General features: G+C 58.2%; 29 protein-coding genes and 1 tRNA gene. 5 read left to right on the top strand and 25 right to left on the bottom strand.

The features are described from left to right. Positions 1-11: 11 nt before the first annotated feature. The gene (locus JZX89_RS00580) at positions 12-746 is read right to left on the bottom strand and encodes a class I SAM-dependent methyltransferase (protein WP_207132788.1); all 735 of its coding nucleotides are present in this window, start codon (positions 744-746) and stop codon (positions 12-14) included. A 180-nt stretch (positions 747-926) separates the two neighbouring features. Between JZX89_RS00580 and JZX89_RS00575 the strand changes: the two genes are divergently transcribed. Beyond that, positions 927-2141, top strand: a complete 1215-nt coding sequence (locus tag JZX89_RS00575) for an MFS transporter (RefSeq protein ID WP_207132787.1) — start codon at positions 927-929, stop codon at positions 2139-2141. Between the two features lie 2 nt (positions 2142-2143). Here the strand turns inward: JZX89_RS00575 and recO are convergent, their stop codons facing one another. The 11 genes from recO to rpoZ all read right to left on the bottom strand — a co-directional run bounded on the left by recO (position 2144) and on the right by rpoZ (position 11554). After that, positions 2144-2908: a DNA repair protein RecO gene (gene recO, locus JZX89_RS00570; RefSeq protein WP_149897990.1), complete on the bottom strand. Its 765-nt coding sequence runs from the start codon at positions 2906-2908 to the stop codon at positions 2144-2146. Positions 2909-2965: 57 nt separating this feature from the next. Then, a complete protein-coding gene (locus JZX89_RS00565) occupies positions 2966-3343 on the bottom strand; it encodes a response regulator (RefSeq protein ID WP_149897991.1) in 378 nt (125 codons plus the stop codon). 137 nt (positions 3344-3480) lie between these two features. Continuing rightward, the gene (locus tag JZX89_RS00560) at positions 3481-4233 is read right to left on the bottom strand and encodes a Crp/Fnr family transcriptional regulator (RefSeq protein WP_149897992.1); all 753 of its coding nucleotides are present in this window, start codon (positions 4231-4233) and stop codon (positions 3481-3483) included. 90 nt (positions 4234-4323) lie between these two features. Next, a complete protein-coding gene (gene era / locus JZX89_RS00555; protein ID WP_174372814.1) occupies positions 4324-5274 on the bottom strand; it encodes a GTPase Era in 951 nt (316 codons plus the stop codon). A 74-nt stretch (positions 5275-5348) separates the two neighbouring features. Then, positions 5349-6068: a ribonuclease III gene (gene rnc, locus JZX89_RS00550; protein WP_207132786.1), complete on the bottom strand. Its 720-nt coding sequence runs from the start codon at positions 6066-6068 to the stop codon at positions 5349-5351. Further along, complete coding sequence (gene lepB / locus JZX89_RS00545) at positions 6065-6811, bottom strand: signal peptidase I (protein WP_149897995.1); 747 nt, start codon at positions 6809-6811, stop codon at positions 6065-6067. The genes rnc and lepB overlap by 4 nt, the downstream gene beginning before the upstream one ends. Before the next feature lie 210 nt (positions 6812-7021). Continuing rightward, positions 7022-7426 (bottom strand): holo-ACP synthase, encoded by a 405-nt coding sequence (acpS, locus tag JZX89_RS00540; protein ID WP_153513465.1) that lies wholly within the window; start codon positions 7424-7426, stop codon positions 7022-7024. After that, positions 7423-8001 (bottom strand): DUF2062 domain-containing protein, encoded by a 579-nt coding sequence (locus JZX89_RS00535; RefSeq protein WP_149897996.1) that lies wholly within the window; start codon positions 7999-8001, stop codon positions 7423-7425. Before JZX89_RS00535 ends, acpS begins: the two co-directional genes overlap by 4 nt. Before the next feature lie 452 nt (positions 8002-8453). Beyond that, on the bottom strand, positions 8454-8600 hold the full coding sequence (locus JZX89_RS00530) for a hypothetical protein (RefSeq protein WP_003496944.1): 147 nt from the start codon (positions 8598-8600) through the stop codon (positions 8454-8456). 197 nt (positions 8601-8797) lie between these two features. Beyond that, a complete protein-coding gene (locus JZX89_RS00525; RefSeq protein ID WP_149897998.1) occupies positions 8798-11032 on the bottom strand; it encodes a RelA/SpoT family protein in 2235 nt (744 codons plus the stop codon). Positions 11033-11164: 132 nt separating this feature from the next. After that, positions 11165-11554: a DNA-directed RNA polymerase subunit omega gene (gene rpoZ / locus JZX89_RS00520; protein WP_006311530.1), complete on the bottom strand. Its 390-nt coding sequence runs from the start codon at positions 11552-11554 to the stop codon at positions 11165-11167. A gap of 392 nt (positions 11555-11946) precedes the next feature. Here rpoZ and JZX89_RS00515 point away from each other — a divergent pair, with 392 nt between their 5' ends. Next, positions 11947-12516, top strand: a complete 570-nt coding sequence (locus tag JZX89_RS00515) for a LabA-like NYN domain-containing protein (protein WP_013635795.1) — start codon at positions 11947-11949, stop codon at positions 12514-12516. A 216-nt stretch (positions 12517-12732) separates the two neighbouring features. Continuing rightward, the gene (locus tag JZX89_RS00510; protein WP_207132785.1) at positions 12733-14232 is read left to right on the top strand and encodes a globin-coupled sensor protein; all 1500 of its coding nucleotides are present in this window, start codon (positions 12733-12735) and stop codon (positions 14230-14232) included. A gap of 181 nt (positions 14233-14413) precedes the next feature. Here the strand turns inward: JZX89_RS00510 and smpB are convergent, their stop codons facing one another. Then, entirely contained in the window at positions 14414-14896 is a 483-nt protein-coding gene (gene smpB, locus JZX89_RS00505; RefSeq protein ID WP_149898000.1) for an SsrA-binding protein SmpB, read from the bottom strand. Between the two features lie 161 nt (positions 14897-15057). After that, positions 15058-15942: a 4-hydroxy-tetrahydrodipicolinate synthase gene (gene dapA / locus JZX89_RS00500; RefSeq protein WP_149898001.1), complete on the bottom strand. Its 885-nt coding sequence runs from the start codon at positions 15940-15942 to the stop codon at positions 15058-15060. A gap of 401 nt (positions 15943-16343) precedes the next feature. Here dapA and JZX89_RS00495 point away from each other — a divergent pair, with 401 nt between their 5' ends. After that, positions 16344-18416 carry a lytic transglycosylase domain-containing protein gene (locus JZX89_RS00495; protein ID WP_207132784.1) on the top strand — a complete coding sequence of 691 codons (2073 nt, stop codon included), beginning with the start codon at positions 16344-16346 and terminating at the stop codon, positions 18414-18416. 166 nt (positions 18417-18582) lie between these two features. Here the strand turns inward: JZX89_RS00495 and JZX89_RS00490 are convergent, their stop codons facing one another. The 4 genes from JZX89_RS00490 to JZX89_RS00475 form a co-directional block, all read right to left on the bottom strand. After that, positions 18583-19629, bottom strand: a complete 1047-nt coding sequence (locus JZX89_RS00490) for a porin (RefSeq protein WP_207132783.1) — start codon at positions 19627-19629, stop codon at positions 18583-18585. A 579-nt stretch (positions 19630-20208) separates the two neighbouring features. After that, entirely contained in the window at positions 20209-21273 is a 1065-nt protein-coding gene (locus JZX89_RS00485; protein WP_207132782.1) for a porin, read from the bottom strand. Positions 21274-21962: 689 nt separating this feature from the next. Next, on the bottom strand, positions 21963-22271 hold the full coding sequence (locus JZX89_RS00480; RefSeq protein WP_149898004.1) for a hypothetical protein: 309 nt from the start codon (positions 22269-22271) through the stop codon (positions 21963-21965). A 288-nt stretch (positions 22272-22559) separates the two neighbouring features. Continuing rightward, positions 22560-22650 (bottom strand) — tRNA-Ser (locus JZX89_RS00475). A gap of 352 nt (positions 22651-23002) precedes the next feature. Here JZX89_RS00475 and JZX89_RS00470 point away from each other — a divergent pair. Then, positions 23003-23215 carry a hypothetical protein gene (locus JZX89_RS00470; protein ID WP_207132781.1) on the top strand — a complete coding sequence of 71 codons (213 nt, stop codon included), beginning with the start codon at positions 23003-23005 and terminating at the stop codon, positions 23213-23215. On the opposite strand, the gene JZX89_RS00465 is transcribed toward JZX89_RS00470, so the two are convergent. The 7 genes from JZX89_RS00465 to JZX89_RS00435 are packed head-to-tail and all read right to left on the bottom strand — an operon-like array spanning position 23212 to position 25974. Continuing rightward, the gene (locus JZX89_RS00465) at positions 23212-23865 is read right to left on the bottom strand and encodes a deoxynucleotide monophosphate kinase family protein (RefSeq protein WP_207132780.1); all 654 of its coding nucleotides are present in this window, start codon (positions 23863-23865) and stop codon (positions 23212-23214) included. The genes JZX89_RS00470 and JZX89_RS00465 overlap by 4 nt on opposite strands. Then, positions 23862-24287, bottom strand: a complete 426-nt coding sequence (locus tag JZX89_RS00460) for an HD domain-containing protein (protein WP_207132779.1) — start codon at positions 24285-24287, stop codon at positions 23862-23864. The genes JZX89_RS00465 and JZX89_RS00460 overlap by 4 nt, the downstream gene beginning before the upstream one ends. Further along, on the bottom strand, positions 24284-24484 hold the full coding sequence (locus JZX89_RS00455; RefSeq protein ID WP_207132778.1) for a hypothetical protein: 201 nt from the start codon (positions 24482-24484) through the stop codon (positions 24284-24286). The genes JZX89_RS00460 and JZX89_RS00455 overlap by 4 nt, the downstream gene beginning before the upstream one ends. Beyond that, positions 24481-24762, bottom strand: coding sequence for a hypothetical protein (locus tag JZX89_RS00450; RefSeq protein ID WP_207132777.1), 282 nt, complete (start codon positions 24760-24762; stop codon positions 24481-24483). The genes JZX89_RS00455 and JZX89_RS00450 overlap by 4 nt, the downstream gene beginning before the upstream one ends. After that, complete coding sequence (locus JZX89_RS00445; RefSeq protein WP_207132776.1) at positions 24759-25040, bottom strand: hypothetical protein; 282 nt, start codon at positions 25038-25040, stop codon at positions 24759-24761. The genes JZX89_RS00450 and JZX89_RS00445 overlap by 4 nt, the downstream gene beginning before the upstream one ends. Continuing rightward, positions 25040-25759: a hypothetical protein gene (locus JZX89_RS00440; RefSeq protein WP_207132775.1), complete on the bottom strand. Its 720-nt coding sequence runs from the start codon at positions 25757-25759 to the stop codon at positions 25040-25042. The genes JZX89_RS00445 and JZX89_RS00440 overlap by 1 nt, the downstream gene beginning before the upstream one ends. Continuing rightward, complete coding sequence (locus JZX89_RS00435; protein WP_207132774.1) at positions 25759-25974, bottom strand: Thoeris anti-defense Tad2 family protein; 216 nt, start codon at positions 25972-25974, stop codon at positions 25759-25761. The genes JZX89_RS00440 and JZX89_RS00435 overlap by 1 nt, the downstream gene beginning before the upstream one ends. Between the last annotated feature and the right edge of the window lie 182 nt (positions 25975-26156).

Raw genomic sequence — 26156 nt, 5'->3', positions numbered from 1 at the left:
CCCTCATGCCATTACGGCTTGCGGGCGCTGACGATCAGAAAGATCGGGCGGCGATCTTCGTGCTTCATCTCCGGTCGCTCCGCGAGCAAGGCGGGATCGGGCCTCGGCTCGGCCAGACGCGTTAGGGCAAAGCCGGCGGAAAGCAGGCTGTTGAGAATACCTGACACCGTGCGGTGATATTTGACGACATCATTGGCCATCCAGTTGGAATGGCGCACGCCTTCGTTCTGATAATTATCGAGCGGCCAGTGGAGGATTTCGCCATCCTCTCCGTAAAACCAGTCCTGTTTTTCCAGCGCGGTGAAAACGGGATGTTCGATGGAAAAGATGAACTCACCGCCGGATTTCAGCACGGCGGAAACTCTCGCGAATGCCAGGTCGAGATCGCGGACATAATGCAGGGCGAGAGAACTCAGCACCACATCGAAACTTTCCGGCGGAAAATCGATGTCCTCGATTGCCGCCCGGTGATATTCGATACCGGTGCCGCCATTTATTTCGGCGGCACGGCGCAGCATGTTCTCAGAAAGATCAACGCCGACGACACGGGCCGCCCCCTGCTCTGCCGCATAACGGCAATGCCAGCCGAAACCGCAACCGAGATCGAGTAAGCTCCGGCCCTGCAACGGCGGAAGCATGGCGCGCAGTTCGTGCCACTCGCCGGCCTGCCGCAACCCTTCCACAGAGCGCGGCATGGCGCTGTAGCGCTCGAAGAACCCGGGGTCGTCGTAAATATTCTGCTTCATCGTCATCTCTCCGGAATTCCGGCAATAATGTGCGGGCATCCCATCAATCCCATGAATACTGGGGGACAAGAAAAGTCGCTAGTGGGAACGGCTGACAAAAGCTAATATTCACCCCGATCAGAGGGAATCTGCAGAAGATTTGCGCCATCTCCAAGGCGCATACTGCAGCAGGAGAATTTCATGTCGCAAGCCACACGCCAGACCATGCCCTGGTTGATTATCGCCGCCGGGTCGCTGATTGCCGTCATGACCTTCGGGCCGCGTTCGGCCATGGGCTTCTTCCAGTTGCCGATGCTGGCCGATACCGGCTGGGATCGCTCCACCTTCGGCCTCGCCATGGCCTTGCAGAACCTTTTCTGGGGTCTCGGCCAGCCCTTCTTCGGCGCCATCGCCGATAAATACGGCACGGGCCGCGTGCTCGTTCTGTCAGGCTTTCTTTATGCCGCCGGCCTCATCTGCATGTCCTTCGGCACCTCGCCCTTCTGGCTGCATTTCGGCGGCGGCGTGCTTGTCGGGCTTGGCATTGCCGCCGGCTCCTTCAGCGTCATCCTGTCAGCCTTTGCGCGCCATGTGACGCCGCAGCAGCGCTCGCTCGCCTTCGGCATCGGCACGGCGGCGGGTTCAGCGGGCATGTTCCTGTTTGCGCCCATCAGCCAGGGGCTGATTTCCACCTATGGCTGGTCGGATACGCTCGTCTGGCTTGCCGTGATGATGATGCTCGTGCCGCTGCTCGCCTTTCCGATGCGCGGCAACTCCTCTTCCGGTAGCCAGTCACAGACGCAGTTCCAGCAGACGGCGGGCGAGGCGCTGCGGGAAGCGCTTGGCCACAAGAGCTATCTCCTGTTGACGACAGGCTTTTTCGTCTGCGGTTTTCAGGTGGCCTTCATCACCGCGCATTTCCCGGCCTATCTCGGCGATATCGGCATCGAACCGCGTTACGCCGTCATTGCCATGGCGCTGATCGGCTTCTTCAATATCATCGGGTCGCTCGCCGCCGGCGTCATCGCCCAGCGTTATTCGAAACCCTATATGCTGGCCTATATCTATATCGCCCGCTCGGTTGTCGTGACGGCCTTCCTGCTCCTGCCGCAATCACCGCTTTCGGTCATCCTCTTCGCGGCCGTCATGGGCATTCTCTGGCTTTCCACCGTGCCGCCCACCAATGCGCTGGTGGCGATCATGTTCGGCACCCGCCATCTCGGCATGCTCGGCGGCGTCGTGTTCCTGTCGCACCAGATCGGCTCGTTCCTCGGTGTCTGGCTCGGCGGTTTTCTGTATGACCGGCTGGGTTCCTATGATCTCGTCTGGTGGCTTGGCGTCGGCATGGGGATTTTTGCAGCCATCGTGCATTGGCCCATTCAGGAGCGGCCCGCGCCGCGGCCTGCAATAGCATGAGACTACACGGCCTTATCGAGCGCGGGCGGTGACGCCCTGCGCTGCAGCGCCTTCAGCGCCGCCTGCACGAAACCGTCGCGGGCGGCGTTTTCATTCAGGCCACGCGGATCATAGACATGCCGGTTGAGGAAATGGGCCGTCAGGCGGAAGGCCGCCGCGAGGCTTTCAGGATCGGCAGCTTTCGACTGGCCTTCACCGAGAAAAGCGGGCAGCGACAGCATCCGCTCCGCATAGGGCGCGCCGGCCGTGCGGCAGACCGCCCTGCCCGTTTTCGGCGACACATAGATGAGATCGGTGCGCAGCCCGGTCGCCGCGCATTCGGTGAGATCGAGCCCGAAACCCAGATCGTTCAGCACGGCGAGTTCAAACCGCACGAACAATTCCCCTGCATCGGCCGGCTCATGAAGATTGTCGAGGATGATATCGAGCGCCTGATAGAGATGCGGATGCGGGTCGCGCTCCGGCAGAAGCCTGAGAAGCGCGCCCATGGCCTGCACGCCGTAGACGGCGGTCGCCGTTTCCATCAGCTGGGCTGCGCGCAATTGCAGCGGCTCGATGCGGTATTCGCCAAGATGGTCGTCAAGTCGCGCCCGCCAGATGACATCCACCCGGTTGCCCGCCTGTAGCACCGGCTGCATGCTGCGGGAACGCCCGGAACGCACCATGCCGAGGTGTCGGCCGCGCGTACGGGTCATCACCTCGGCGATGACGCTCGTTTCGCCATGGCGTTTTACGCCGAGAATGATTGCCTCATCCTGCCACTGCATGAAACCTGTCCGAACTCCGATTTGAAGCCCGATCATAACCGATATGATGGCGAAACGTTATTCTTTTACGGCGTCTTTCGCCACGCCGACGAGATTGAGGACGAAATCGGAGATTTCATTTTCCCCGAACGGCTTGCCAAGCAGAGGCGCCTGCGAAAGATCGTCCGGAAACCCCGCCGTGTCGCCGTAACCGCTGACGAAACCGAAAGGAATGCCCGCCTCGCGCAGCAGGCGCGCAAAATCGTAACTCTTGCCATCGGACAGGCTGACATCGAGAAGCACGCAGTCCGCACCGTTCTGTTCAAAGGCTTCACCGGCCTGCGCAAGCGTTGTGGCTATGATGATGGTTTCAACGCCCATGGACTGGAGAACCGCTTCGACATCGAGCGCCACCAGATATTCATCCTCAACGATGATAACCCGTTGTGGCACCATATGTTTTCTTCTTCCTAGATGAAGGAGCCAGCCGGCTCTGCGAAGCGGTCTCCGGAATTGCGTTCCAGCGAGATATTATCACAGGAGTCGCAAATTACGGCTGGAACGTCATTTAAAAAAGACATGTCGAGACAGGATCAGATGAAGGGTCGCTGGCGCTTTTCATCGCTTTCCCAGCCAGCCACATGGGCAAGTCCGGCATCATCCAGCACCAGACAGCCCTTGTCCGTCCAGCGAATCAACGCGCGATCGACGAGCTTTCTCAAGGTCTTGTTGGTGTGGACGATGGAAAGGCCGAGCGTATCGGCAACATGCTGCTGGGTGACCGGGATCGGCATCTCACCGCGAACGAGATTGACCGCTTTCGCCTTGCTGTAGAGGAAGGCGATGAGGTAGGCGGCGCGCTCCAGTGCGGTGCGCCGGCCGATGCTGAGCAGATGGCTGTCGAGCATGCGTTCTTCGCTCGCCGCGATCCAGGTCAGGTCATAGGCAAGGGTCGGATGATCGGTGAAGAGGTTGTTGAGGCGGGATCGTTCGAAAACGCACAGCGTCACCGGTGACAACGCTTCCACCGAATGCTGCATTTCCCCCATCACCGTGCCCTGCAGGCCGACGAGATCGCCCGGCATGACATAGTTGAGGATCTGCCGCCTGCCGTCTTCCAGCGTCTTGTAGCGGAACGCCCAGCCATTGAGCACGGTATAGAGATGGGCGCTGTGCGACCCTTCCATCAGGATGACGGAGCCGCTTTCAACCGCAAGCTCCCCCGTTTTGAAACGGGAGACGAAATCCAGTTCAGGAGGAGCAAAATCCCTGAAATGCGGCAGGTCGCGCAGGGGACACTGCTGGCAAGGCGTGGTGGAAATCCCGTTCGGTTTTTTTGGCGACATGAATATCCGTCATCGAAAAAAGGTTGCGCCCAATTGTTTTGGAACAACCCGCCCGAACGTATTCGGTTCCCGATAAAACGCTGAAGATATTCAGTTTCGCGGAAATTCCAGTCCCATTTCGCGGAAGCGTTCAGGGTCATCGCCCCAGTTCTCGCGCACCTTGACGAACAGGAAGAGGTGGACCGGCTGCTCAAGGATAGCCGACAGTTCCTTGCGCGAGGCGGTGGAGATGGCCTTGATGGCATCGCCGTTCTTGCCGAGCGCAATCTTCTTCTGGCTGTCGCGCTCGACATAGATCACCTGCTCGATGCGCACGGAGCCATCCTTGCGCTCTTCCCAGCTTTCCGTCTCGACATGCGAGGCATAGGGAAGTTCCTGATGCAGCCGCAGGAACAGCTTTTCGCGAGTGATTTCGGCAGCGAGCTGGCGCATCGGCAGATCTGAAATCTGGTCTTCCGGATAATACCACGGACCTTCCGGCAGGGTATCCACCAGATAATCCATCAGGTCTTCGCAGCCCGAACCATTGGTGGCCGAAATCATGAAGGTGCGGTCGAAAGTGACCGTCTCGTTGGCGGCGGCGGCAAGTTTCAGCAGGTCTTCGCGCTTCACCTGGTCGATCTTGTTGAGGCAGAGGATCTTCTTCTGCGGAACGTCCTTCAGCCCTTCGAGAATGGCCTCGGCATCGCCCTTCAGGCCGCGCTCGCTGTCGATCAGAAGCAGGATGAGATCGGCATCCTTTGCCCCACCCCAGGCGGAGGTGACCATGGCGCGGTCAAGCCGGCGGCGCGGCTTGAAGATGCCGGGCGTATCCATGAAAACGATCTGCGCATTTTTGTGAATGGCGATGCCGCGCATCACCGCGCGCGTCGTCTGCACCTTGTGGCTGACGATCGAAACCTTGGCGCCCACCAGCCTGTTGACCAGTGTCGACTTGCCGGCATTGGTCGGGCCGATCAGGGCCACAAAGCCGGAACGGGTCGGAAGGTTGTTGTCTTCGCCTTCAACGGCGGGGTTTTCGTGATCGGTCATGGTATCCATCAAGGTCTGAGGTATTCAACATGCGGCCAAAGGGTCCGCCATGCGCTCGATTTTGGCACCCTATGGTCGGGTGCTCAGTTTTTGGTGGGGCTTTTCTGCCAGACGCCTTCGCGCTCCAGCAAGCGGGTGGCCGCCACCTGTTCGGCTGCGCGCTTGGAGCGCTCGACGCCGGTTTCCGGCTTCACGCCGGGAATTTCCACCGTTACGGTGAAGCTTGGATCGTGATCCGGTCCGGAGCGGTCGTCAACCCGGTAAGAGGGCGTCGCCGCAAATCGGGCATGCGCCCATTCCTGCAACTCGGTCTTGGCATCCCGCCGCCCGGCATCCACGCGCGTTGCGCGGGCCTGCCAGTATTTCAGGATAAATTTGCGCGATGCTTCCAGCCCGCCATCCAGATAAAGGGTGGCGATCAGGCTTTCGACGACATCGGCGCGCACGTTCAGCATCGCCTTGCCGGTCAGCTTCTTCACATCAGATCCGGTTCGGATGAAATTGTGCAGGCCCATCTCATCGCCGATCGCGGCGCAGGATTCGGCGCTGACCAGCTGGTTCAAACGGACGGAAAGCTCACCTTCAGTGGCGTCACGAAAGATGGAGAACAGCAATTCTGCGACGCAGAGGCCAAGAACGCGGTCGCCCAGAAACTCAAGCCGCTCGTAATTGCCGGCCGCCGCCGAGCGGGCGCTGGCATGGGTCAAGGCCCGGTCGAGCCGGGCCTTTTCCTTGAATTCATATCCGATCAACGCTTCCAGACGGGAAATCTCGTCCGTCGAAAGCGGCTTGGTCTTGCTCATTCCACAACCTTGAACAGGCGGTCCCAACGCATGTTGGCTGGCCATTCCCAAATACGGCTGAACGGCGTGTCGTTGCCCAGCGAGAAGAAGATGACGCTGGCGCGGCCGATCAGGTTTTCTTCCGGCACAAAACCGACGTCGAAGCGGCTGTCGAGCGAATTGTCTCTGTTGTCGCCCATCATGAAATAATGGCCTTCCGGCACCAGGAATTCCCGGGTGTTGTCGCCGCGCGAATCGGGCGACTGATCGAGCGTGTCATAGGTGACGCCATTATCCAGCGTTTCGCGGAAGACCGGCACATTGGCGCCCGGATCGGCGCGGTAATCCGAGGTGAAGGCGCCGTCTGGCTGCTTCGGCACCGGCTGGCCGTTAATGAAGAGCACGCCGTTCGTCACCTGGATGCGATCACCCGGCAGACCGACGAGACGCTTGATGTAATCCACTTCAGGATTTGGCGGCAGGCGGAACACCACGACATCGCCACGCTTGGGCTTGCTGAATTCCAGAATACGGCCCGAAAACAGGTTCGGCGAGAAGGGCAGCGAATATTTCGAATAGCCGTAAGAGAACTTGTTGACGAAAAGATAGTCGCCCACCAGAAGTGTCGGCATCATCGAGCCTGATGGGATCGTGAAGGGCTGAAACAGAACGGTGCGGATGACCATGGCCAGCAGCAGCGCCTGAATGATGACCTTGACGTTCTCCCAGAGGGCGTTCTGCTTCTTCTCAGCTTTTTCGGACACTTAAAGACCTGCCTGATTGTTTCCCGGCTTCTTCGGTTTCACGAAGGCATCGGGGCCGTTGTTTTGTCGTGCTTATGCCATATGAAGCAGTCTTCACACAGCCGGCAACGCTTTCATATTTCTGCGACTTCTCTAGAACCTTTCCAGCCCGAAGGGAAGCGCTTCTATGACACGGGTGCAAATAGGCCGCCAATGCGGCCGCACCGCGTCTCAGCCATTCACGGGAAGCGCCTCGATAATCACAAATGCCTGAGCATAAGGGAAATCATCCGTGATCGTCAGGTGGATATTGGCGCGGTGGCCGGCCGGCAGCATGGCCGCCAGTCTTTCCCCTGCCCCATTGGTCAGACGCATGGTCGGCTTGCCGCCCGGCAGATTGACGACGCCCATGTCCTTCCAGAAAACACCATTCGCAAGGCCTGTTCCAAGCGCCTTGGAACACGCCTCCTTGGCGGCGAAACGCTTGGCATAAGAAGCGGCCCGGTTCTTGCGGCCATCGGATTTGGCGCGTTCGATATCGGTGAAACAGCGGTGGGTGAACCGTTCGCCGAAACGCTCGATCGACTTTTCAACGCGGCGAATGTCGATCAGGTCGCTGCCCAATCCAATGATCATTTCAACATCTCCAGAGAAGCATTCTTGTTGGCGGCTCGGTGCGCGAGATTTTCCATCTTGCGACGTTGGAAGCCGCTGATAAGGCCGAAAACGGCGATATAAGCGATGATCGCGCTGACGGCGGCAGGCAGAATCGCGCCGATGGTCATGGGTTCCAGCACCGGTGTCCATATCTGCCGGAATTCGAGATGGCTGAACAGCGCCACGAAATCCACATGCGCAGCACTTTCCGCCGTTTGCCGGCCGAGAATGAGGTGCCCGAGTTCCCAGGTGGAAGCCCATATGAATGGAAATGTCAGCGGATTTGCAAAAGTGGTGCCGAGGGCTGCGGCGACGAGATTGACCCGCATGAGGAAACCGAGCGCCATGGCGATGAGGATGTGAACGCCGAGAAACGGCGTCCAGGCCACGCCGACACCAAGGGCAACACCGGCAGCAACCGAATGGGGAGAGGCGGAAAGCCGCAGCAGACGCAGCTTCATATAGCGCAGCGAACGGGAAAAACCCGTGCGCGGCCAGAAGAGGTCGCGAATCTTCTCTGAAAAACCAACGGGTTCACGGCGGCGAAACGGCATGCGGGCAGTCTATTTCATCGACCGGGCTGCGCCAAGGGCATGGTGGGCGATGGGAGGATTTCTTTTGCCGGGCCTGTTGCCCGCTGCCGTCATTCGGGTGTGGGGCCGGAAGCCGGCATTAGGGCATCCGCGCGGCGTCACCAGATGGGTACGAGCTTGCCGGGCGCTCTGACGTCATCCTCGAGCTTGTCCCGAGGATCCGCAACCGATTGATTTTTCGACGTGATTAGTTCCTTGGGACAGGCCCAAGGATGACGTTGAGGAAATACGCACCCCTCGCCGCCAACTTCGCTGCAAAGGCAGCGTGTCCCATCATTTTGACCGGACAGCGGTGGAACGCCCGCTTGAAGCGCACATTCACATAGATTTACGAAATGCAGGAACACTAGCGGGTACCAGCTGCTCCTGCCGGTCGCATACGCATGGCGAAGGGCTGCCATGCGCTGAGCGCATTACCGGCGGAACAGGCCGCGGTCGATTTCGCGCTGACGGAACTCGAGGTCGACATTCGATACCGAGCCGCTGAGATATTCGAATTCGCGTTCCTGGGTGGTCTTGCCACGGACGGCACGGGCGATCTTGCGAAGCGGAGTAAACATGATTTTCGGTCCTTTCGGTTTGGGGATTGGCGTTTCTCATCGGTGTAAATCCCACCGGCACGCCGCGTTCCCGTCTTCAATTTCTGAAAGGAAGATAGTCTTAAAGCCTGTCCGCGACCAGAGACAGGAAAAGGCCGCTGCCATGCAATGAATGCATAACAGCGGCCTTTTGAGTTGCAAGAGCGACTAAAAATGCCTCAATCGAAGGCACGCGCCACTGTTGATACGCAGTCTAGATCCTTCAGCTGCGACAGAAGCTGGTTCAGCTGCCGCAAATCCCAGACTTCGACATCCAGCGCCAGCTCGGAGAAGTCAGTGCCGATGCGGACCATGTTCAGGCCGCGAATATTGACATCGAGCGTCGCGATCGATTGCGCCACCGAGGCGAGCGTGCCCGGCTCGTTCAGCGCATTGATCATCACCCGCGCCATGAAGCGTGACTTGTTCGCCTCATCGAGGTCCCAGCGGACATCAATCCAGCGCTCCGGCTCATCGTCGAAACGCTGCAGCGCCGGCGCCTGAATGGGATAGATGGTGATGCCCTTGCCTTTTTCCATGATGCCGACGATGCGGTCTCCCGGAACGGCGCCGGCGGCACCGAAATGCACATCGACATTGCCGGAAAGGCCGCGGATCGGCAGCGGGTCGGGTCCGTCCAGCATCTCGGCCGCGCCATCGTCCTCCAGAACGGAGCGCGACTTGCCGGGGATCTTGAAGACCATACCGGAGGCGCTGCGCATGTTGAACCAGCCATCGTCGCCGGTCATCTTCACCGTCACGCGCTCGTCCTGATAATCCGGATAGACCGCACGCAGCACATCGAGCGAGGAGACCTCACCGCGACCGACGGCGGCGATGGCGTCTTCGACATCCTTCTGCGCCAGACGGTGCAGCACAGGCTTTAAGGCTTCCCGCGAGAAGGCCTTGCCGGCGCGCTCGAAGGTGCGCTCGAGAATGCGATAACCGAGGCCGGAATATTGCTTGCGGATAGCCATGCGGGTGGCGCGGCGAATGGCCGAGCGGGCCTTGCCGGTCACCACAACCTCTTCCCAAGCGGCCGGCGGCACCTGCACGCCGGAGCGGATGATCTCCACCTCGTCGCCATTGTTCAGGCGGGTGACGAGCGGCATGATCCGCCCGTTGATCTTCGCGCCAACGGTGGTGTCACCGATATTGGTGTGAACGGCATAGGCAAAGTCGATAGGCGTCGCGCCGCGCGGCAGCGCAATCAGCTTGCCCTTGGGCGTGAAGCAGAATACCTGGTCCTGGAAGAGTTCAAGCTTGGTGTGCTCGAGGAATTCTTCCGGGCTGTCGCCTTCGGCCAGTGATTCGATGGTGTGGCGCAGCCAGGAATAGGCATTCGATTCCGGCGAGAGCAGATCGCCCTCCCCGTTTTCACCATCCTTATAGAGTGCATGGGCAGCGATGCCGAATTCGGCGATTTCATGCATGCGCTTGGTGCGGATCTGCAGCTCGATACGCTGGCGCGACGGGCCGACGATGGTGGTGTGGATGGAGCGATAATCGTTCTGCTTCGGCGTCGAGATATAATCCTTGAAGCGGCCCGGCACCACGCGCCAGCGAGTGTGCACGATGCCAAGCGCCCGGTAGCAGCCGGGAATATCGTCCACCAGAATACGAAAACCGTAAACATCGGAAAGCTGCTCGAAGGAGAGCGACTTCGACTGCATCTTGCGGAACACCGAATAGGGCTTCTTCTGACGCCCCTTGACGTTGGTGCCGAGCAACCCGTTGGCCACCAGAAGCTCGCGCAACTCGTCCTCGATCTTCTTGATGAGGCCTTCATTGCGGGTTTCCAGCTCCTGCAGACGGTTGGTCACCGTCTCATAGGCTTCCGGGTTGAGATATCGGAAGGACAGGTCTTCCAGCTCGTCGCGCATATCCTGCATACCCATGCGGCCGGCGAGCGGCGCATAGATTTCCATCGTCTCCTCGGAAATGCGGCTGCGCTTGTCGGCAGGCATATATTCCATGGTGCGCATATTGTGCAGGCGGTCGGCGAGCTTGACCAGAAGAACGCGCACGTCGTCGGAAATGGCCAGCAGCAGCTTGCGCAGGTTTTCCGCCTGTTTCGCCTTGCGGGTCACGAGATCGAGTTTCTTGAGCTTGGTCAGCCCTTCCACCAGCCGGCCGATGTCTTCGCCGAAGAGTTCATCGATTTCGGCGCGGGTGGCCGTGGTGTCCTCGATCGTATCGTGCAGCAACGCCACCGCGATGGTCGATTCGTCGAGATGCATTTCCGTGAGGATTGCGGCAACTTCCAGCGGATGCGAGATATAGGGGTCGCCATTGGCCCGCTTCTGCTGGCCATGTTTTTGCATGGCATAAACATAGGCCTTGTTCAGCAGGGCCTCATTCGCATCCGGTTTATATTTTTGAACCCGCTCGACGAGTTCGTATTGCCGCATCATGCGATATTCCACAAAAAGAAAGCGCGCCAACCATGGGGTCGGCGCACAATGCTGCATCAATAGGGATCAGATTATGACGGGAAATATTGACAGACGGTAACCACCGCCTGCCAATGGCGTCATAAACTTAGATCAATAGTCGTCATTTTTTTCCGGCGGCACAAGGCCTTCGATACCGGCCAGCAGTTCTTCTTCCGACATCTGGTCGAAAGTAACGGTTTCCGGCTGGTCGTCGTCTTCGCCATCGGCAGCGGAGGCGGCAAGCGTGACCGGATCGGGCTCGGGCTCGTCCACTTCCACATGCTTCTGCAGCGAATGGATAAGGTCTTCCTTCAGATCGTCCGGAGACAGCGTCTCGTCAGCGATTTCGCGCAGCGCAACGACCGGGTTCTTGTCGTTGTCACGGTCAACCGTGATGGAGGAGCCCTGGGAAATCTGGCGCGCACGGTGGCTGGCGAGAAGCACCAGTTCGAAACGGTTGTCTACTTTATCAATGCAATCTTCAACTGTGACGCGGGCCATTGCCTGTCCTTTGCGTGTCGTAATGTCGTGGATCAGAGCGCCGTGCTTTCTTCGGGATGCACAAGGGATGCTCTAACCTATTGAATCTGCGCTTCGTGCCTTGCGAAAAACATTCAGGATTTCACGCGACGAAGCTTTCCAGCTTCCGATACAGCCATTGGCCGCGGAATTCAAGTTTTTCCTGTCTTTGGCGTCTTTTGGCACCTTATTGCCGATGTTTGGCGTCTGATGAACAAAATGTCTAGAAAAATTGTCTTGGAATACGGGGGAAGGTAGCTTACTTAAAACGCAACGGCGGTACGCGAAGCTCGTTGATACGACATGACTTTTTGCGTTATCGACCGGAAATAAAAGCCAGATAATGGCCTTTCCAAAAAAAGGAATGGGATGGAATGTTCGATCCACGGGAGAAAATTGCGCTCTTCATAGATGGAGCCAATCTTTATGCAGCATCGAAAAGCCTGGGATTCGATATCGACTACCGCAAGCTCCTTAAGGCGTTTCAAAAGCGTGGATACCTGCTGCGCGCCTATTATTACACCGCATTGATCGAGGATCAGGAATATTCCTCGATCCGTCCGCTGATCGACTGGCTGGATTATAACGGCTACAAGGTCGTGACGAAGCCGGCGAAGGAATTCACCGACGCGCTCGGTCGCCGCAAGATCAAGGGCAACATGGACATCGAACTGGCAGTCGATGCCATGGAACAGTCCGAGACCGTCGATCATCTGGTCCTGTTTTCCGGCGACGGCGATTTTACCAAGCTGGTGGATGCGCTGCAGCGCAAGGGCCGCAAGGTTTCCGTGGTTTCCACCATGGCAACGCAGCCCGCCATGATCGCCGACGATCTGCGCCGGCAGGCCGATCACTTCATCGACCTGATGACGCTGAAGGCCGAGATCGGGCGCGACCCGAACGAGCGCCCTGCCCGGCATGTCGAAAGCCCTGAGACGATCTGATCCAAGTTTTTGCTGCGACGAAATCATAAACGCGTCCGTCCTGAAAAGACGGGCGCGTTTCTGTTTGCACTATGCCGGCGAGGTAAAAATTCTTTTTAGAATTAACAAACATCAAATTCGGTAAGTCGAAATTATAACTTGGTTAATTTTAGACGTGTCTAAAAGACGTAACGGCGCCAACGATGTGATTTCGGTGCCAAATCAGGATATTTAGACATGCATGGCCAAGCAAAAACCGACCGACAACTCGATGAAAGACTGAATTTTCTGGGACTTGGCCACGAACAGCGGCAAAATCTCTCCGAGATGAAAGGTGTCATCACCGGCTCGCTCGATGCTTCGCTCGACCGTTTTTATGCCAAGGTTCGCTCGGTGCCGGAGACGGCAAAGTTCTTCGCCAACGATGCGCATATCCACCATGCCAAGAGCATGCAGCTGAAACACTGGGCGAGGATCGCCTCCGGCACGTTCAACGGCGATTATACCGACGCCGTCACCGCCATCGGCCGCACCCATGCCAGGCTGGGGCTGGAGCCGCGCTGGTATATTGGCGGTTATGCGCTGATGCTCGATGGCATCGTCAAGGCCGTCATCAGTTCCGAACTGAAGGGCCTCTTCATGGAGAAGAAGGCCAAAAAATTGAAGGACGGGCTGTCCGCCACCATCAAGGCCGCCCTTCTGGACATGGACTATTCGATCTCCGTCTATCTCGACGTGCTGGCCGCGGAGCGGCTGAAGGTGGAGGCTGAGCAGGCGCAGATGAAGAAGGAACAGGAGCACGTTCTCGAACTGCTCAACAATGCGCTGAACAAGCTGGCCAATGGCGACCTCACTTCCAGCATCACGGAAAAGACCGCACCGCAATTTGAAGGGCTGATCGCCAATTTCAACGCCGCGGTCGGCAATCTCTCCGGCGCCTTTGCGCAGATCGTCGAAGAGGCCAACAAGATTTCCGGCAACACCCGTGAGCTGACCTCTGCGACTGACGATATGGCCCGCAGGACCGAACAGCAGGCCGCCGCGCTTGAGGAAACCGCCGCCGCCGTCGAGGAAATCACCACCATTTCCAAACTCTCGGCGCAGCGCTCGGAAGAGGCCAAGGCCATCGTTGAAAGCTCGGCCGTTGAGGCAGCGCGCTCGCGGGATGTGGTGACGGAAGCCGTCAAGGCCATGGGCGCCATCGAGGAATCGTCGCAGAAGATCACCCAGATCATTTCCGTCATCGACGAGATCTCGTTCCAGACCAACCTTCTGGCGCTGAATGCCGGTGTGGAGGCCGCACGCGCCGGTGAAGCCGGCAAGGGTTTTGCGGTGGTCGCCCAGGAAGTGCGCGAGCTTGCCCAGCGCTCGGCCAATGCGGCCAAGGAAATCAAGACGCTGATCGCCAAATCCTCAGACGATGTGATGCAGGGTGTGTCGCTGGTCAACAAGACGGGCGAATCCCTGAATACGATCGGTAACAAGGTGGATCACATTCAGGAACATATCGCCTCGCTGACCAAGGCGGCGCAGGAGCAGTCCGTCGGCATTCAGGAAATCAGCGCCGCCATCAACAGCATGGACAATCTGACCCAGAAGAATGCGGCCATGGTGGAAGAAACCAATGCGGCCACACATAATCTGAGCGATGTCAGCGCCAATCTCGCAGCGCTGGTCAGCAAGTTCAGCGTCTCGGCTTCGAGGACTTATGTGGAGCGGACTTATAGGGCTGCCTGAGACTTGACCGGAGTGATCTTCACTCTGTCACCCCGGACCTGATCCAGGGTCCAGCGCGATCAAGTCCTTGATCGCGAGAAAGACCTTTCACGGCGCAGACGCGCCGTGGCTGGATGCCGTATCTGGTGCGGCATAAAGCAGGAGCATGCGGCGAAAGGCGGCAACCCCTGCCCGGCAGAACTCACTGCGAATTACCCTTCAGAATCCGAGACTTCTGCCGGTTCCAGTCGCGTTCCTTTTCCGTCTCGCGCTTGTCGTGCAGCTTCTTGCCCTTGGCGAGCGCCAGTTCCAGCTTCGCGCGGCCCTGGTCGTTGAAATAGACCTTCAGCGGCACCAGCGTCATGCCGTCGCGGTTGATGCCGGCGCGCAGGCGGCTGATCTCGCGTTTGCTCAACAGCAGCTTGCGGCGGCGGCGCGGCTCATGGTTGAACCGGTTGGCCTGCAGATATTCCGGCAGGTGGGAATTGATCAGCCAGATTTCATCGCCCTCGTCCGAAGCGTAGGATTCGGCGATGTTCGCCTTGCCTTCGCGCAACGACTTGACCTCGGTGCCGGTCAGCACGATGCCCGCCTCGTAGGTGTCGATGATTTCGTAGTTGAAGCGAGCCTTGCGGTTTTCCGCAACGATCTTGTTCACCACGCGCTGGCTGCCTTTTGGGGCCATGATATTTCAATCCCTTGTTTTTCTTATTGCGCCGCAGCCTGTCGGCCAGAGCGGTTTTCGAGCCTCTATTTAGTATCGTCGCCGCAAAAAGAAAAGGCGCGCGGAGCCGCTTCTGTCGCGAAGCGGTCCCATTGCGCGCCTTTAAGGCTTTAAGGCGTCTCTTAGTTCATCAGGCCGGCATGTTTCAGCGCCGCGTCAATCGCCGCTTCGGTCGCCGGTTCCAGCGTGCTCATCAATGGCGAGCGGACCCGGCGGTTGCCGCCACGTGTCTTCGACAGCGCATATTTCGTGCCGCAGACGCCCGGCTCCAGGAAGATCGCCCGGTGCAGCGGCATCAGGCGATCCTGATACTCCAGCGCCTTGGCGTAATCACCGGCCAGCATTGCCGCCTGGAATTCCGAACAGAGGCGCGGTGCGACATTGGCCGTAACCGAAATGCAGCCGACGCCGCCATGGGCGTTGAAACCGAGTGCCGTGCCATCTTCGCCCGAGAGCTGGATGAAATCCTTGCCGCAGGAGATGCGCTGTTCGGAAACGCGGTCGAGCTTGCCCGTCGCATCCTTGACGCCGACGATGTTCTTGTGCGCCTTGACCAGCGCGCCCATGGTTTCCGGCGACATGTCCACCACCGAGCGCGGCGGGATATTGTATATGACGATCGGCAGTTTCACCGCTTCGGCAACAGCGGAGAAATGGGCGAACAGGCCCTTCTGCGTCGGCTTGTTGTAATAGGGGGTGACCACCAGCAGCGCATCCGCGCCGGCTTCCTGCGCGTGGAGCGCAAGCTCTATCGCTTCATCGGTATTGTTGGAGCCTGCGCCCGCGATGACCGGAACCCGTTTCGCCGCAACCTCGATGCACAGTTCAACAACCCGTTTGTGCTCATCGTGGGAAAGCGTCGGGGATTCCCCCGTCGTACCCACGGGCACAAGGCCCTTGCTGCCTTCGGCGATCTGCCATTCAACATGGGCGGCAAACGCCTGTTCGTCCACGGCGCCATTGTCCGTGAACGGGGTAATGAGGGCGGGAATAGATCCCTTGAACATGCAAAGCTCCTGGCGCCGAGCCGGTTCATGCTTCGGCCGCATTCGATGGTTAAAACCGGCACACATTAGTGCCAGCCCTTGGCGCCGACAAGCGCAAAGGCAGCCTATTTTGCCCGAAATTGTCGGAAGTGTGACAGTCCGGAAACGTCACACCACAGTTAAAAAATCGCGGCGGCGAAATTGCAGGCCGCTCGCGAGCCGGTGAATAAAAGTTGATGGGACTGCGCGGCGGGCGGTTAAGGTTTCGTTAATCTCAATATCCGTAGATTCAATGCAGAACACGAGGGCGGGATACGAAACCAAGCTTCAAGCGATTTGCGCAATCCCGCTGCAATGAAACGACAATACAAGAACGACAATACAAGAAGGTCGATTGTTTCCGTCTGACGATGAAGAACGGTATGAAAAAAACAGTTTGGGGATTGATGGCGGCGGGCCTCGCCGCAACCGTTTGGAACGCGCTGGCCGGGCCTTTGCCGGAAGGTGCGGTGCCGCTTCCCTATGTGAAGCCGAATGCGCCAACCGTTCCCGCCTTCATGCCGGCCTCGCCCGAGATTACCGGCGCCATACCGCGCCTTAACCGCCCCGATGATGCAAGCCAATTGAAGGCCGGCCTTGATGCGCTCTCCAGCCGCGATGCGACGCGGGCGATTGCGCTGCGCAACACCATGCCGACCGGCAGCCTGGACCGGCACATCTTGTCCTGGGCGATTGCCGTTTCCGGCCAGAAGGATGTGCCTTCGTCCGAGATCGCCACCGCCCAGCGCGAGCTTACCGGCTGGCCGGGTGTAGCCACCCTGCGGGCCAACTCCGAAAAAGCGCTTTACCGCGAAGATCCGCCAGCGCCCCAGGTGCTTGCCGCCTTCGGCAGCAGCCGGCCGGAAACGGCCGAGGGCACCGTGGTGCTTGCCAAGGCGCTCGCCTCCTCCGGCAAGGTGGTGGACTCCCAGCGTCTCATTCGCCAGCTCTGGGTCAGCGAAGGCATGGACAAGGACATGGAAGACCGTGTGCTTGCCGAGTTTCCCGCCTATCTGACGCCCGCCGATCACAAGGCGCGCATGGATTATCTGATGTATCGCAGCCGTATCGGCCAGGCGAAGCGTTTCGGCGATCTCGGCAAGGCGCAGTCGCTTTATAATGCCTGGGCCGCCGTTCTGCAGCGATCCGCGACTGCCGGCACCCTGCTGGGCAAGGTTGACGCCAACTGGCGCAGCGATACCGCTTTTCTCTTCGCGCGGATCGAAAACCTGCGCAACCAGCAGAAATATCCCGAAGCCGCAGCACTTTTGAAGCAGGCCCCGAAAGAGGCGGCCAAACTCGTCAATCCCGGCGAGTGGTGGAACGAACGGCGTATCATCGCGCGTGGCCTTGCCGATCTCGGCGATTTTGCCGAAGCCTATCGCATCGTCGCCAATCATTCGGCCACCTCGGCCGTCGATATCGCCGATGCGGAGTTCCATGCCGGCTGGTATGCGCTGAGAGCACTGCGCGATCCGGCGGCGGCTTCGCGCCACTTCGACACGTTGTTGCAGACCTCGAACCGGCCGCTTTCCGCCTCACGCGCCTATTATTGGCTCGGACGGTCGGCGGAAGCGGGCGGACCGGGTAATGCCCGTGACTTCTTCACCAAGGCCGCCGCCCATCCCGGCACGTTTTACGGCCAGCTGGCCGCCGCACGGATAGGCACCACGACGCTGAACGTCACCTATCCGAGCCCAGGTACCGGCGACCGGGAACGCTTCGCCGGTCGTGAGGCCGTGCGCGCCATCGACCGGCTGGAGGCCGCCGGTTATGGCTGGCGGGCCGACAGTCTTTACCGCTCGCTGGCCGACCAGCTGGACAGCCCCGGCGAGCTTGCCATTCTGGCGGCAAGGGCGGAAGGCAATGGCAACCATCAGGTTTCATTGCAGATCGGCAAGACGGCCTTCAGCCGCGGCATCGACGCGGCAGCGCTCGCCTATCCGCTCGGCGTCATTCCCGCCAGCGCCAATATTGCCGGCTCAGGCAAGGCGCTCGCCTATGCCATCGCCCGGCAGGAAAGTGCTTTCAACCCCTCCGCCGTCTCCGCCGCCAATGCCCGCGGCCTGCTGCAATTGCTGCCGGGAACAGCCAAGGGCGTAGCCGGTCGCCACGGCCTGCCCTACACACAGGCGATGTTGACCAGTGATGCGGGCTACAACGCCACACTCGGCGCGCATTATCTCGGCGAGCAGATCGACAGTTTCGGCGGTTCCTACATCCTCACCTTCATCGCCTATAATGCCGGCCCGAAACGCGTGCCGGAGTGGATTGCCCGTTATGGCGACCCGCGCGGCAAGCCGATCGATGAGGTGGTGGACTGGATCGAGCGCATCCCCTTCCCCGAAACGCGCAACTATGTGCAGCGGGTGATGGAGAATTATCAGGTTTACAAGACCCGGCTTGGGCAACAGGCCGATATTGTCGACGATCTGCGCCATGGGCGTGCGGGGTAATTAGGTCTTACCGGCGGAAATTATCTCGGAGTATTCGAGCACCGGCTGGCCCGGTGCTTTTTTATTTCGTGAATCCGAGTAGCGGACGCTTCGATGTGTGATGCATTCAAACGAAAAACCCCGGCATTTCTGCCGGGGTTTCCATCACTGACAATGTCAGATCAGATTAGAACGTGCGCTGAAGGCGAACGAAGCCGGTCCAGCTGTCGCCAGTCGGTCCATCGACGTCCTGGTAGTTGGCGGTAACCTTGGCATCCAGACCCTGGGTGATCTTGTAATCAACCGTCAGGCCAGCGCGCCATGCATCGTTGTCGCCGGTGAAGTCACCGTCCGGAGCGATGTCGATCGTGCCGAGGTACTGAGCAGCAGGCGTAATGGTCAGCTTGTCAGTTGCCTTGATGGCGTATTCAGCAGCAACTGCCCACTCGGACTCTTCGTAGTAGTAGTTTGCGCCAGAAGCCCAAACGCCAGAGAGACCGAAGGTGCCAGGACCGATGTCAGCATACAGGATAGCGCGGATTGCGCCGTTTTCCTGGTCCGTGTCGTAGGAGCCGAGCAGGTTGGCGGAGATCGCACCAAACTTGGCACCGATGATACCGCTTACGCCAACGTTGTTCGGGCTTTCAAAAGCACCACCCTTGGCAACGCCGAGGTTGGAAGTGCCGTCACGTACGGAGTCGAGCTCTTCAACGCTGATGCCAGCGTAGAAGGAACCAGCATCGTAGGTGTAACGCAGAGCGTTGCCACGAGTCGTGTTCGAAGACAGGATGTCGGTTTCGCCGGAGAGATCGTCATCCCACCAGGTGTACATGTAACCGACCTTCAGGCCGCCGAGTTCGATGAACGCCTGATCGACGTTGACGCCACGGTCGCTGTCGTTGTTGGCCTGGCCACGAAGACCGATGTAGCCACGCAGAGCGCCGAGTTCAGTGTCGGTGCGGGTGTCGATGTTGAACTGGGCGCGGGTGAACGAGTTCCAGTCAGACGTACCGGACTGGTTGCGACCAAAGTCCGTCTGGAAACGGATGTAACCGTCGAACTTCAGGCAGGTTTCGGTGCCCGGGATGTAGAAGAAGCCGGTGCCGAAAGCGTCGCAAACGCGAACGTATTCGAGGGGCTCAGGTTCAGCAGCGACGATAGCGTCAGCGGCCTGTGCGCCGGATACTGCTGCGAGAGCTGCAGCGGAGCCGATAAGAAGGCTCTTGATGTTCATGGTTGACCTCCAGTCAAACGCTTAATCTTCGTAAGCAGCGAGTGGGAAAACACAAATAAATGCGTGCCGCTTATGAACATGATTAGAGCCAAAACCGGCCCCAGAGGCAATCGCAATCATGACAAGAGGAAGACAGTAAGGTGTCCTTAGTTTTTAGATGTTGCGAAATAGCTACAATTCTAACCGACAGGCCCACGTTTCTTAATGAATCGTTAATAAGCAATGGTTTTCAGACACTTAATAAGCTTGGGGAGTTAATCCGCCGGTGGAAAACCCCGCGCGCCGCCGAATTCCTGACATAACCGGGCCACAGCAAAATGTCCGAAAAGCGATTGCAGCTGGCAAGGAAAGGTCTTTTTTCTCCGGCAGAGAATCAATCCGGAGGCGAATGTTCAGTTTCCGCTTTTCAGCGACTCAGCTGCCGAACGTTCAACGAATCAGCAAATTGCGCCGCGCAGCGACCAGAGTGCGGAACCAAGCGGACGTCCCCGTTCGCCTGCGTTTCCCTCTCAGTCTTACTCAAACGAAAAAGCCCGGCATTTCTGCCGGGCTTTCCATCACTGACAATGTCAGATCAGATTAGAACGTGCGCTGAAGGCGAACGAAACCAACCCAGCTGTCGCCGCCGCCGTTTACACCTTCGGTGCCGTCGACGTCCTGGTAGTTAACCGAAACGAGCGTGGAGAGGCCCTGGGTGATCTTGTAGCCAACAGCTACACCAGCGCGCCATGCATCGCGATCGCCAACGAAGTCGTTGTCAGCGCCGATGTCGATCTTGCTGAAGTACTGAGCGCCGGGGGTGATGGTCAGCTTGTCGGTTGCCTTGATTGCGTATTCAGCAGCAACCGTCCACTCGGACTCTTCGTAGTAGTTGTTTGCGCCAGAAGCCCAAATACCAGAGATGCCGAAGGTGCCCGGACCGATGTCAGCCGTTACGATTGCACGGATTGCACCATTTTCCTGGTCCGTGTCGTAACCGCCGAGCAGGTTAGCCTTAACGGCGCCGAAGTTAGCACCGATGATACCGGATACGCCAACGTTGTTCGCGCCTTCGAACGAGCCGCCCTTCGTCAGAGCTGCAGAGATGTTGGAGCCGCCGCGAGCAGCGTCCAGCTCTTCAACAGCAACGCCAACGTAGAACGAGCCAGCGTCGTAGGTGTAACGGATAGCGTTCAGACGGGTAGCGTTCGAAGAAAGGCTGTCAACTTCGCCGGAGAGACCATCATCCCACCAGTTGTAGTAGTAACCGACCTTCAGGCCGCCGAGCTCGATGAAAGCCTGGTCGACAACAACGCCGCGAGCGGAGTCGTTGTTAGCCTGGCCACGGAGACCGATGTAGCCACGCAGAGCGCCGAGTTCGGTGTCGGTGCGGGTGTCGATGTTGAACTGGGCGCGTGTGAACGAGTTCCAGTCAGAAGAACCGGACAGGTTACGGCCGAAGTCGGTCTGGAAACGGATGTAACCGTCGAACTTCAGGCAGGTTTCGGTGCCGGGGATGTAGAAGAAGCCGGTGCCGAAAGCGTCGCAAACGCGAACGTATTCGAGGGGCTCAGGCTCAGCAGCGACGATAGCGTCAGCAGCCTGGGCGCCGGATACTGCTGCGAGAGCCGCAGCGGAGCCGATAAGAAGGCTCTTGATGTTCATGATTGACCTCCAGTCAAAGTTTTTAATTGGGTTTGGGTACTTTTAGCTGAAGGACAGCATTCCCTGCCCCATTCCCGTGTTCTTAGAAGCCAAACGATCCACCGCCTCGCTTCTGGTCGTGAAAATACAAAAGGTTTCGCCGCTTGCAATCGCGAACATCCGATAAATAGCATTTACGTATATGCTTCATTTCGGTTTGTTGCGGAAACAACACACAGCGCCACGTCGGGCGGCGGAGGCTTTTACAATGCGTTAAGAATTTCCTTGAAAATCCGTTAGTTAGCGCGGTTAACAAGGTCTTTCTAAACTACCGGCTTTTTCGGCGATGTGTTGCTCTGCCCGCGGCATGTATGGGAAATTTTTGCTTTGATCGATCGTGGCACATGACACCACACAGATGCGCCTGTCAGGAAATGGCAGGAAAATCCTTCATCCGGCGGCTGATTCACCGGATAGCGATTCGAAGCGCGGAACATGTTGGCGATTTGGCAAATCGATTTACTCTCGGCGCGTGCTGCACCTTGTTGACACAAGCGCTTCCGTTTCGGGCTTCCGTCCTGGCGATCTCGCTGTCGCGGCCGCCCCTATGGGGGCCGCGATGCCGGCCGAATTTACCGACTGGCCTGGCCTCAAAAATCACCATGGAGATCGACCGGCCCTTAGCGCTCATGATGAACCGGTGGCAACACTTAGATGCCGTCCACCGCCACATCGAGCGAATGTCGATCAATGCGCTCTTGAAGCGCGACCACAACGGCGTGCAGGAACTCTCGGCGGCGAGGCTCGGCGGCTGTCGCCAGCGTCATTGTCAGTCGCCCGCGAATCTTGCTCATGAAACCCACGTGGTCAAAGCGGTCGGCAGCGATATTTACTTCGACCTCCTCCATGTAGTGCGACAGATGCGATCCCAGTTCAAGATTCGCGTCCATCTGGTACCGAGCGGCCATCTGCTCTGCAAGCGTGCCCATCTGCACATAGGGGCCGTATTCGTCGATCATCAAATCTCCTTCGCATGCCTGAAAAACCTAGATAGGTGCTCTTTGTCAAAGAACGAGATGTATCCGGGATCATCCGCACAAAACACTGGATCAAATTTCTAAAATATGCGTGATCGACCAGCAGGCATACTCCAGACTACTGAAGGCCCATCAACGCGCGTTTGGCTGCACGACAAAGAGAGTCAAAGCGTGGGCTGCAACTTGGCGGGCGCCTGCAACGCGCAGACAAATGAACGACAAACCAGCCAGCCTGAATTGTCCAACAATATAAGTCCTGGGAAAATTTGATGGCGGAGAGGATGGGATTCGAACCCACGATACGCTTTTGACGTATACTCCCTTAGCAGGGGAGCGCCTTCGACCACTCGGCCACCTCTCCGGTAGACGGGTTACTAACCGCAAAGCCCTTGTCCTGCAAGGGCTTTTTTTCATGTCTATTCGTTTGTTCTCCTATTTTCTTCGATACGTGAAAATGCAGTTTGTGACGTGAACAAACAACGATTTACGCCAAAAAACATCCCATATTTAGACCATTGGCGTTTTCCGTCTGTGCTTATTTCGTTCGCATCGCCTAAATGGCAATCCGCATTACCGTATCGACGTATATATATAATGAGGGAGGATTTATGCGTGAATCCTGTTTGCGACATCGCGAATCAAAGAAAAACCCCGCCGTGGTTAGTGGCGGGGTTTGGTGCTAGAAATGTTGTCCAGACACGCAGGATGCCATGATGCGCAAATTCGTCATTAACGACAGCCCTGTCTTTGAAGGTACTCTTGTTGGCAAACAGCCTAACGGAGAATTCGATCACTTTGTCGTCGACAGGGAAACGATGGAGAGCATCCACCAATTCATTGTCGAGGACGGTGATTTGCATGAAATCCCGGACGCCAACAGTGATGGCCTTTATGACCTTTGGGACTATCCGACGGTGGCGATCTAGGCAGCATCCTCCAAATGCCATTTCAGGCCAACGTCGAGCTGGCAGTGCAGGTCTGAGATAACGCCAGTATTGCGGATATCCATGTCCGGCCCCCCACACCCCGCCTCGCTCTCATGCGATCCGGCAATCCCGCCGCGCCCGACAAGTTGCCACACAACACCGCCGAGCTTTCGCACCTCGTCTGCTTCATTGGAGAATCGGCAGTCGTCAACGACTACGCGGCCGCCTGCGGCGATGATGAGGTAGACCCGCCTTACCCACAGATCAATCCAGAACGCCTGCCCGATGCAGTCACGGCCCCACTGTGTGCCCAAAGTCTGCATAGCGTGGCGTGGCGTCATGCCTTGCAGCCATTCGCATGGCGTCTCCTTTAGATTGCCTTCTATCTGCTGCTCACTCAGCCCGATCGCCCGCAGCATGCCTTTCAACGGCCCTGCGAACTTCACCAGTTGATATCCGTGATTCTCGACCAGGTACTTGCTGGCCGTCGACTTGCCGCTGCCAGCAAGGCCGGTCAGCGCGATGACGGGTGGGAGGATGGCTGTGCTGGCCTTCCCGATCGCAGCGCCGAGCGCGCGAAGCTCGGCAGGAACATTATCATTCGCCGGCACGGCTGTGAGGCAGCCGGCGTCTTTGGATGCGATGGTCATTCGCTGGTCCCCTCGATGATCGCCATGGCCTTGCGGTATTTCTCCAAGCGTTCACGATTCTTTTCGTCGTCAGGCAGCGCGCGAGAAACATCCATATTGTCGCGCAGGTCGGCGACCTTCACCTGTCTCGCGACCGGGTTTGCAATCGCCCGCCGCACGAAATCGAAGTAGTCCTCACCTTCCTGTCGAGAGATGGCAAAAACGGCCTCGTGCACCTCTTCTCCGAAGATCGCCAAGATATCGCCATGGCCGACGCCAGTGTCTTCAACGACGTCATGCAGAACCCCGACAATGCGAGCTAGCTCATTGTCTTGCGCGAGCATGACGCGCAGCGGGTGCAAGATGTATGGCTGTCCTGACTTGTCACTCTGCCCTTCATGCGCGTCGACCGCGAATTTGATTGCTGTGTCTAAGTCGCTCATACCGTCTCCTCACATAATTGACGCTCTGCAAACTCCTTGGCTGCCTCTACTGAAGCGAAGGGCTTTCCCTGATATGTGATGGATTTTCCCATTTCAGCCGCTATGCCATAGCCTCTCCGGTCGACAATGGCATTTGGCAGCCGATTTGATTTATGGATTGTTGCGCTTCCCTTTTTGCTCTTTTTCCACTCCATCATACCGTCTCCTCAACCTTCTTCTCTTCCTCGATGCGGGGCTTCACGACCGGCCTAAACCGACGCGCCGCAAATGGTGGATCCTCATCACCAAACTGCGGGCAGACGCCACGGTTCACACCAGCCAGCCTGATGCCCGCGTAATCGCCGCCGATGTAGGTGCGGCACATGCCCACCCACGTTGCCGTGTAGGTCTCCTCGGCACGAATGCCGAGGTATTGCTCTGGGAGGGTGGTGTCGTCGATGCAGACGACTTCGTCGTTGGGTTTGATGGAGGTCATAGCTGAAACTCCGCATCGAACATTCGCTCAGGTGGAATTTCATGCGCCCTCCTTTCAAGACGCATGACGAACTGCTCATCGCCGCCACCGAAACTGATCTCGACTGCTTGCCCATTCTCCGGCATTTCGCCGTCGAACGCGAATGATACGAGCGTCTGCCAGAACTCGTTCATAACGTCACGCGTCTCCAGCGCGACGTTGCTGTCCTTGCCGAAACGCGCCAGGACGACGCGGTTGGATAGTGGCGCGACGCGCAGTGCTGTTTTCTGTAGGCTCATCACACCCTCCCCGCCATCAACGCATCAAACGTAGCCAGGAATTCGAGCTCCGCTTCCTCCGGCGACCAATACCGCAGCTTCACGCCAATCGGCCTGTCGTGCTTGGCGTGCCACGGCATCTCCCGCAGATTGACAAGCTCGTCGGCAATGATGCGGTTGTCTGCGTCGTGTACCTCGCGCGGGAACTCCTTCGGCAAACCAAACCGAGCCGCGATAGCCAGCCAGTTGTCCTGCTCGATCGCCCGGTAGTTGGTCAGGTATGGTTTCAGCGGGCGCGGAATGTCCACGCAGTAAGCTTCAGGGGCATCGTGCAGAAGGCCAGCCAAAGCCACCTCCGGCGCGTGCTTGGCTGCTAGGTGACGGGCAATCAGGACTGAATGTTCGGCGACGCTGTAGAACTTGATGCAGTGCCCTGCGTAGCGGCATTGCAGGCCGAGTGAATGGGCGATGTCTTCGATGTAGACTTCCTGCGGTCTCGGGTCCATCGGCCAGTATTTGCGGCCGGTGAAGGTCTGCATGAAGTCGCCGGTGCGGGGTGGTTCGGCTGGATCTTTGCGTGTCAGGCCGATGTATTGGCCTTTGTCGACTAAATAAATATCTCCCGCCTTCACAACCACCCGTGCCTTCGGCACGTTGTCATTCGCAGCAACGTACTTGTCGAGCGGGCCGCAGGTGGTGGTTTCAATCGGGCCGTATTCCATGAGTTGGTGAAGCTCCATCACGCCACCTCTTTCACAGGTGCCATGGCGATCTGCCAATCTTCGGCAAGCTGGTCGGCGACGGAAGGCACGAATGGCCTGCGCCCGACGCCCGCCTCAATGATCTCGATGTAGGCCATCGGCGTGCCGCGCTCGACCAGCCGCACAACACTTCCGACGGCGCGTCTCGCTGCGCCGCCTCTCTTTATGGCCTCCAAGGCCTGTCCGTAATTCATGTTGTCTCCTCAGTGGTGTTATCCCGCACCTTGGTCTGGTGCGGGAATGATGCTGATCCAGATGTAGCTTTCGCCCCTATCTGTCTGTTTTCATTTACGCTTCTTTCTATCCCCGTTTTCCCCACGTGCCTCACACAAAGTCTTATGGTTAAAAATGGGTTTCAATCTATGGCTTGACGTAA

The sequence above is a fragment of the Agrobacterium burrii genome (assembly GCF_017313405.1).
Lineage (GTDB): Bacteria > Pseudomonadota > Alphaproteobacteria > Rhizobiales > Rhizobiaceae > Agrobacterium > Agrobacterium burrii.
This window is presented reverse-complemented; position numbering and strand designations above follow the sequence as displayed.

Excerpts from the sequence above, each read along its gene's own strand:
- JZX89_RS00580 (WP_207132788.1), bottom strand. The coding sequence starts at position 746 with ATGAAGCAGAATATTTACGACGACCCCGGGTTCTTCGAGCGCTACAGC.
- JZX89_RS00575 (WP_207132787.1), top strand. The coding sequence starts at position 927 with ATGTCGCAAGCCACACGCCAGACCATGCCCTGGTTGATTATCGCCGCC.
- recO (WP_149897990.1), bottom strand. The coding sequence starts at position 2,908 with ATGCAGTGGCAGGATGAGGCAATCATTCTCGGCGTAAAACGCCATGGC.
- JZX89_RS00565 (WP_149897991.1), bottom strand. The coding sequence starts at position 3,343 with ATGGTGCCACAACGGGTTATCATCGTTGAGGATGAATATCTGGTGGCG.
- JZX89_RS00560 (WP_149897992.1), bottom strand. The coding sequence starts at position 4,233 with ATGTCGCCAAAAAAACCGAACGGGATTTCCACCACGCCTTGCCAGCAG.
- era (WP_174372814.1), bottom strand. The coding sequence starts at position 5,274 with ATGGATACCATGACCGATCACGAAAACCCCGCCGTTGAAGGCGAAGAC.
- rnc (WP_207132786.1), bottom strand. The coding sequence starts at position 6,068 with ATGAGCAAGACCAAGCCGCTTTCGACGGACGAGATTTCCCGTCTGGAA.
- acpS (WP_153513465.1), bottom strand. The coding sequence starts at position 7,426 with ATGATCATTGGATTGGGCAGCGACCTGATCGACATTCGCCGCGTTGAA.
- JZX89_RS00535 (WP_149897996.1), bottom strand. The coding sequence starts at position 8,001 with ATGCCGTTTCGCCGCCGTGAACCCGTTGGTTTTTCAGAGAAGATTCGC.
- JZX89_RS00530 (WP_003496944.1), bottom strand. The coding sequence starts at position 8,600 with ATGTTTACTCCGCTTCGCAAGATCGCCCGTGCCGTCCGTGGCAAGACC.
- JZX89_RS00525 (WP_149897998.1), bottom strand. The coding sequence starts at position 11,032 with ATGATGCGGCAATACGAACTCGTCGAGCGGGTTCAAAAATATAAACCG.
- rpoZ (WP_006311530.1), bottom strand. The coding sequence starts at position 11,554 with ATGGCCCGCGTCACAGTTGAAGATTGCATTGATAAAGTAGACAACCGT.
- JZX89_RS00515 (WP_013635795.1), top strand. The coding sequence starts at position 11,947 with ATGTTCGATCCACGGGAGAAAATTGCGCTCTTCATAGATGGAGCCAAT.
- JZX89_RS00510 (WP_207132785.1), top strand. The coding sequence starts at position 12,733 with ATGCATGGCCAAGCAAAAACCGACCGACAACTCGATGAAAGACTGAAT.
- smpB (WP_149898000.1), bottom strand. The coding sequence starts at position 14,896 with ATGGCCCCAAAAGGCAGCCAGCGCGTGGTGAACAAGATCGTTGCGGAA.
- dapA (WP_149898001.1), bottom strand. The coding sequence starts at position 15,942 with ATGTTCAAGGGATCTATTCCCGCCCTCATTACCCCGTTCACGGACAAT.
- JZX89_RS00495 (WP_207132784.1), top strand. The coding sequence starts at position 16,344 with ATGAAAAAAACAGTTTGGGGATTGATGGCGGCGGGCCTCGCCGCAACC.
- JZX89_RS00490 (WP_207132783.1), bottom strand. The coding sequence starts at position 19,629 with ATGAACATCAAGAGCCTTCTTATCGGCTCCGCTGCAGCTCTCGCAGCA.
- JZX89_RS00485 (WP_207132782.1), bottom strand. The coding sequence starts at position 21,273 with ATGAACATCAAGAGCCTTCTTATCGGCTCCGCTGCGGCTCTCGCAGCA.
- JZX89_RS00480 (WP_149898004.1), bottom strand. The coding sequence starts at position 22,271 with ATGATCGACGAATACGGCCCCTATGTGCAGATGGGCACGCTTGCAGAG.
- JZX89_RS00470 (WP_207132781.1), top strand. The coding sequence starts at position 23,003 with ATGCGCAAATTCGTCATTAACGACAGCCCTGTCTTTGAAGGTACTCTT.
- JZX89_RS00465 (WP_207132780.1), bottom strand. The coding sequence starts at position 23,865 with ATGACCATCGCATCCAAAGACGCCGGCTGCCTCACAGCCGTGCCGGCG.
- JZX89_RS00460 (WP_207132779.1), bottom strand. The coding sequence starts at position 24,287 with ATGAGCGACTTAGACACAGCAATCAAATTCGCGGTCGACGCGCATGAA.
- JZX89_RS00455 (WP_207132778.1), bottom strand. The coding sequence starts at position 24,484 with ATGATGGAGTGGAAAAAGAGCAAAAAGGGAAGCGCAACAATCCATAAA.
- JZX89_RS00450 (WP_207132777.1), bottom strand. The coding sequence starts at position 24,762 with ATGACCTCCATCAAACCCAACGACGAAGTCGTCTGCATCGACGACACC.
- JZX89_RS00445 (WP_207132776.1), bottom strand. The coding sequence starts at position 25,040 with ATGAGCCTACAGAAAACAGCACTGCGCGTCGCGCCACTATCCAACCGC.
- JZX89_RS00440 (WP_207132775.1), bottom strand. The coding sequence starts at position 25,759 with ATGGAGCTTCACCAACTCATGGAATACGGCCCGATTGAAACCACCACC.
- JZX89_RS00435 (WP_207132774.1), bottom strand. The coding sequence starts at position 25,974 with ATGAATTACGGACAGGCCTTGGAGGCCATAAAGAGAGGCGGCGCAGCG.